This window comes from Pseudomonas sp. GM84, assembly GCF_000282535.1.
Classification (GTDB): Bacteria; Pseudomonadota; Gammaproteobacteria; order Pseudomonadales; family Pseudomonadaceae; genus Aquipseudomonas.
On the sequence record NZ_AKJC01000283.1, the window covers coordinates 1 to 4,940 of the forward strand.

Consider the following 4,940-nt stretch of genomic DNA (forward strand, 5'->3'; position numbering starts at 1 on the left):
GCAACTGCCGCAGGCCGACGCCATCATCAACCCGAACCAGCCGGGCTGCGCGTTCCCCAGCAAGTCGCTGGCGGGCGTCGGGGTGATCTTCTATGTGCTCATGGCCTTGCGGGCGCGCTTGCGCAGCCTGGGGCGCTACGAGACGCAGCCACAGCCGAACATCGGCGAGCTGCTCGACCTGGTGGCCCTGGGCAGTGTCGCCGACGTGGTGCCGCTGGATGCCAACAACCGCATCCTGGTGCACCAGGGCCTGGAGCGCATCCGCGCGGGCCGCGCACGGCCTGGCCTGAAAGCCATTCTGGAAGTGGCGCGTCGCGATCATCGGCGCATTACCTCCACCGACCTCGGTTTCATCCTCGGCCCACGGTTGAACGCTGCCGGGCGCCTGGACGACATGAGCCTGGGTATTGAATGCCTGCTGTGCGAGGACGAGGCGCTGGCCCAGGACATGGCCCAGCAGCTGGATGACCTGAACCAGGACCGCAAGTCGATCGAGCAAGGCATGCAGCGCGAGGCCCTGGCCCAGCTCAAGGATTTGCCGGTCGAATCCATGCCGTATGGTCTGTGCCTGTTCGATGCCGACTGGCACCAGGGTGTGATCGGCATTCTCGCCTCGCGCCTGAAGGAGCGTTACCACCGGCCGACCATCGCCTTTGCCGATGCCGGTGACGGCATGCTCAAGGGCTCGGCGCGTTCGGTGCCGGGCTTTCATATCCGCGATGCACTGGACGCGGTGGCAGCGCGCCACCCGCAGCTGATCAGCAAGTTCGGCGGGCATGCCATGGCGGCGGGGTTGTCCTTGCCCGAAGGCAACTTCCCGGCGTTTGCCGAGGCGTTCGACGAAGAAGTGCGGCGCCAGTTGCGCGAAGAAGACCTGACCGGGCGCCTGCTGTCGGACGGCAGCCTGGCCGTTGAGGAGTTCCACCTCGACCTGGCCAAGGCCCTGCGCCACGCCGGGCCTTGGGGCCAGCACTTCCCCGAGCCGCTGTTCCATGGCGTGTTCCAGCTGGTGGAGCAGCGTGTGGTGGGTGAGCGGCACCTGAAGGTGGTGCTCAAGAGCGAATGTGGCTCGGTGCGCCTGGATGGCATCGCCTTTGGCATCGACCGCGAGGTATGGCCGAACCCGACCGTGCGTTGGGTGGAGTTGGCCTACAAGCTGGATGTGAACGAGTTTCGGGGTAACGAAAGCGTGCAGCTGATGATTGCCCACATGGAGCCGCGCTGAAGTTTTTTCATCTCATTTTGCCTTTAGCAGGGGCGGTCCAATGAATGAGTTTTCTCTGGTTTGAATGAAGCGGTGATCAGTTTTTTGAAGTGCGGTACTTCACCGCCCCGGCTCCTAAGAGAAACAAAACACCCATAATAAAGAAGCTTGTTATGGCGGTTATGGTTTCTCCATTTAAGGTATTGATCACCCGTGCTTCCAATAGGGGGTCGTATAGGAAAATGCCGCCTGTGGTGATTACGCGCTTGATGCTCGGTCCGGTTATCGTGTTCTCGATGTCGATGAAAAGGACCGGAGTAGAGTTTAGGTTGGATGCCTCATAATAAATTTTTTCTGCATAACTGCGCGCAGTGTGGGTCTGACCGTCTGGCGTTCTGTATCTGATTAGATAAGTGTAAAGCAGCTTATCATTTTTCCACGTCTCGACTTTCGAGATTGATGAGGCGGGAAGTCGTAACAATCGTCTCTCGTTGGGAATGGGTTTTTCTTGTAGGTTGAATGAAAATCCTGCGCTCAATGTAATGAGAAGCAATCCGCTAAGTAAAAGAGATTTTACTTGGTCGCGGTGAGAGAGTGATTGCATTAGATTCAGCCAGGAACGCCAAGTGAGCATATTAGCTTTGATCAGTTGTCTTCGGTTAGATGTTAGGGTTGTGCTTAAAAGTATTGATCCTGTTGCGCGCCGTTACAGCACGCATAGCTATCTTGCTTTTCGTCGATAGGCGTTGTTAAAGATGGTGCCGGGTCTGGAGATTTTACACCATTAAGACTTTCGATGATCATTGTAATGGAGGCGCCATCTGGAGATATAGTGGGCCTAAAACTAGGTACCGAACTGCTTGATCCCCCAGAGGGGCCCATGAGTGTGGTGTCATCTAAAGGTCTTAGGATCCTTGTGCCTAATGTTACCTCTGAAGTGTCAGGGTTCCAGTTCACCGTGGCTATCAAGCTCTGGTGATTGAGCATGATTGCATTTGCTGGTGCAAGTGTCAGGTCAGGTGCAATGAAGGGTGTGTCATGCACGCCTGTGGAGTCATAATTGTAAATATTAGGAAAGATCGGTGCTATCTTGTTGTGGATGGCTTTTGCCAAGCTTGAATCATAAATGCCAGCTAAAGCAGTGGCGACTGCTACAGCAGTGAATGCAGCCCCGGCGTAAGGAGCTCCCGCCAAAATGGCGAAGGAAGCAATGACCCCTGCAGCGTTTCCAGTGAGGGTGACTAAGTCTCCTGTATTGAAGGTTGCGTCTGATTTGTACTCAGCAACAATTTTCAGGAAGGTGACGCTGCCGGCTAGAGTATTGGTAACAATATTTATAAAGGGCACGGCGCCAGTGGTCAGTTGAGAGACTGATAAGACGGAGGCAATCGCGGAAGCTGTTTGTGTTGTTTGAACGACAAGGGAAAATCCTTTTTGGTCGGTGTTGAACTGTCCATGAATCGCTGCGGCACCTGCCGTTTGATTGACAGGCTTTGCAACTCCATCCACTACTGCTACGAATAATTCAATGCGTGTAGTCATGGGTTAAGCTTCCTTGTTAATTGTTTTGAAGGCGATGGTGGTTCGTAATTGAGTGCAATCAATAGCGGGGGATCTTGCCCTGTGTGGAATTTGACCATCAAAAATGACGATGCGACCAGATCTGGGTGGTATTGAGTGGATGATGTCTTTTTTGCTTTCGTTAAAAAGAATTAACTCTCCTCCCCAGGAGATTGACCAATAGTCATTACAGAACAGGACAGCGGTTTTTCCTGGCTTGCTCGCCCGGTTATCTCTATGGATAGGACTGTCCTGCCCAAATGTTTGGCCATTTGCGTAGACGCCTAGTAAGGTGGTGTTTTTTAATTTTTTATCTTTTAAGCGCTGCCAGATGGCAGCTAAAAAAGCCCATTCATTATTATTTATTAGCTCTTCTTCGCATGATTCGAACGATGAGCGCTTGCTGCCAGCAATGAAGAAGTGCCAGCAGGGCCGTGCAAAAGGAGTTGAGTTTATAGGCCAGTCCAGCCTCCATGTTGCGTTTGATAATGCATGTGTGATTTGGTCTTGCTCGTCACTGCTGATCGCTTCATCTATGATTTCTATTTGCTCAGCTTTCATTGAGTTGGTTCTTTTGGGTTTGTGTTTGGAGTCGTGTGGTTGTAGCTGGTCGCAGATACGGCTTGTGAAATTTAAGTGTTTTGGCTTTTTTCGGAAGTAGGGAGTGAGGGATTCCGTTTGAAAAGAATTTCCCAAGCAGATGTAGAGCTTTAGGAAGTTACGTGTAGGATATTTCCAAGTAGGCAATAGAAGTGAGTATAAATCGTTGAAAATATTGGTTTTTAACGGGAGTTTTTAGGATTGGTTTACTAGCGGAGCTACGGCCGTAAGCATTCTGGTCTAGTCTGATTAATGACCGATACCGGACCAGCGTCGTGCATGAGTGTCCGGGCCGGATCACCATTGGAGTCCTTGGGAGGTGCCCTCATGAGCCTGCTGCTCGAGCCTTACACCCTGCGTCAGCTAACCCTGCCCAACCGCATCGCGGTTTCGCCAATGTGCCAGTATTCCGCCGTCGATGGCCTGGCCAACGACTGGCACCTCGTTCACCTGGGCAGCCGCGCCGTGGGCGGTGCCGGTCTGGTCATCACTGAAGCGGTGGCGGTGACCGCCGATGGCCGTATCACCGCCGAAGACCTTGGCCTGTGGGACGATGCACAGATCGCCCCGTTGCAGCGCATCACCCGTTTCATCACCGCCCAGGGCGCCGTGCCGGGCATCCAGCTGGCCCACGCCGGGCGCAAGGCCAGCACCTTCCGGCCCTGGCTGGGCAAGCAAGGCAGCGTCAAGCTCGATGAGGGGGGCTGGCAGCCCGTGGGGCCCTCGAAGATTGCCTTCGACCCGCAGCACACCGCCCCGCGTGAATTGACCAAGGACGAAGTCCAGGACGTTGTCAGCGCGTTCGTTGCTGCCACCGAACGGGCGCTACAGGCGGGTTTCAAGGTGGTCGAGATCCATGCCGCCCATGGCTACCTGCTGCACCAGTTCCTCTCGCCGTTGAGCAATCAGCGCCGCGACGAGTACGGCAGCTGTTTCGAAAACCGTATCCGCCTGACCCTGCAAGTCACCGAGGCGGTGCGCAAGATCTGGCCCCAGGAGTTGCCGCTGTTCGTTCGGGTTTCGGCGACCGATTGGGTGGAAGATGGCTGGAACCCGGACGAAACCGTCGAACTGGCCCGTCGCCTGCGCGCGCTCGGGGTCGACCTGATCGATGTGTCCTCGGGCGGTACTTCGGTCAATGCCGAGATCCCCACCGGCCCCGGCTACCAGACCCGCTTCGCCGAGCGCGTGCGCAAGGAATCGGAAATCGCCACCGGCACGGTGGGCATGATCACCGAACCGGCCCAGGCCGAACACATCCTGCGTACCGGGCAGGCGGATGTCATCTTCCTGGCCCGTGAACTGCTGCGCGACCCGTACTGGCCGCTGCATGCCGATGACGACCTGGGCGGCAACAAGGCGACCTGGCCGGCGCAGTACCAACGTGCCACCAGTCGGGCGAATCCGATTCATGAGTCCGATTTGCGGGATTAGGAGTGGTGGGCTGGGGTGCTTGGCGATAGTCGTGTGGTGTGGTTGAAATCGAGCGCCGCCCGCGCGGCGCATCGCGGCTAAAGCCGCTCCTACATTTGTTGCAACGTACCTCTGCCTGATAGGCCATGGTTGCCAGCCTTGT

5 protein-coding genes are annotated in these 4,940 nt (G+C 55.8%); 2 read left to right on the forward strand and 3 right to left on the reverse strand.

All coding sequences use genetic code 11. The features are described 5' to 3' along the window. A partial coding sequence (locus tag PMI38_RS20915) for a DHHA1 domain-containing protein (RefSeq protein ID WP_008098354.1) occupies positions 1 to 1,225 on the forward strand: 1,225 nt, incomplete at its 5' end. Between the two features lie 76 nt (positions 1,226 to 1,301). Here the strand turns inward: PMI38_RS20915 and PMI38_RS27140 are convergent. From PMI38_RS27140 to PMI38_RS26775, 3 genes are all read right to left on the reverse strand, one after another. Next, positions 1,302 to 1,808, reverse strand: coding sequence for a hypothetical protein (locus PMI38_RS27140; protein WP_157214881.1), 507 nt, complete (start codon positions 1,806 to 1,808; stop codon positions 1,302 to 1,304). A gap of 74 nt (positions 1,809 to 1,882) precedes the next feature. Beyond that, positions 1,883 to 2,746, reverse strand: a complete 864-nt coding sequence (locus PMI38_RS26770; RefSeq protein ID WP_008098357.1) for a hypothetical protein — start codon at positions 2,744 to 2,746, stop codon at positions 1,883 to 1,885. Positions 2,747 to 2,749: 3 nt separating this feature from the next. Continuing rightward, positions 2,750 to 3,325: a 2OG-Fe(II) oxygenase gene (locus PMI38_RS26775; protein WP_081502565.1), complete on the reverse strand. Its 576-nt coding sequence runs from the start codon at positions 3,323 to 3,325 to the stop codon at positions 2,750 to 2,752. Between the two features lie 366 nt (positions 3,326 to 3,691). On the opposite strand from PMI38_RS26775, the gene PMI38_RS20920 reads away from it, so the two are divergent. Continuing rightward, entirely contained in the window at positions 3,692 to 4,798 is a 1,107-nt protein-coding gene (locus PMI38_RS20920; RefSeq protein WP_008098359.1) for an NADH:flavin oxidoreductase/NADH oxidase, read from the forward strand. Positions 4,799 to 4,940: the final 142 nt, after the last annotated feature.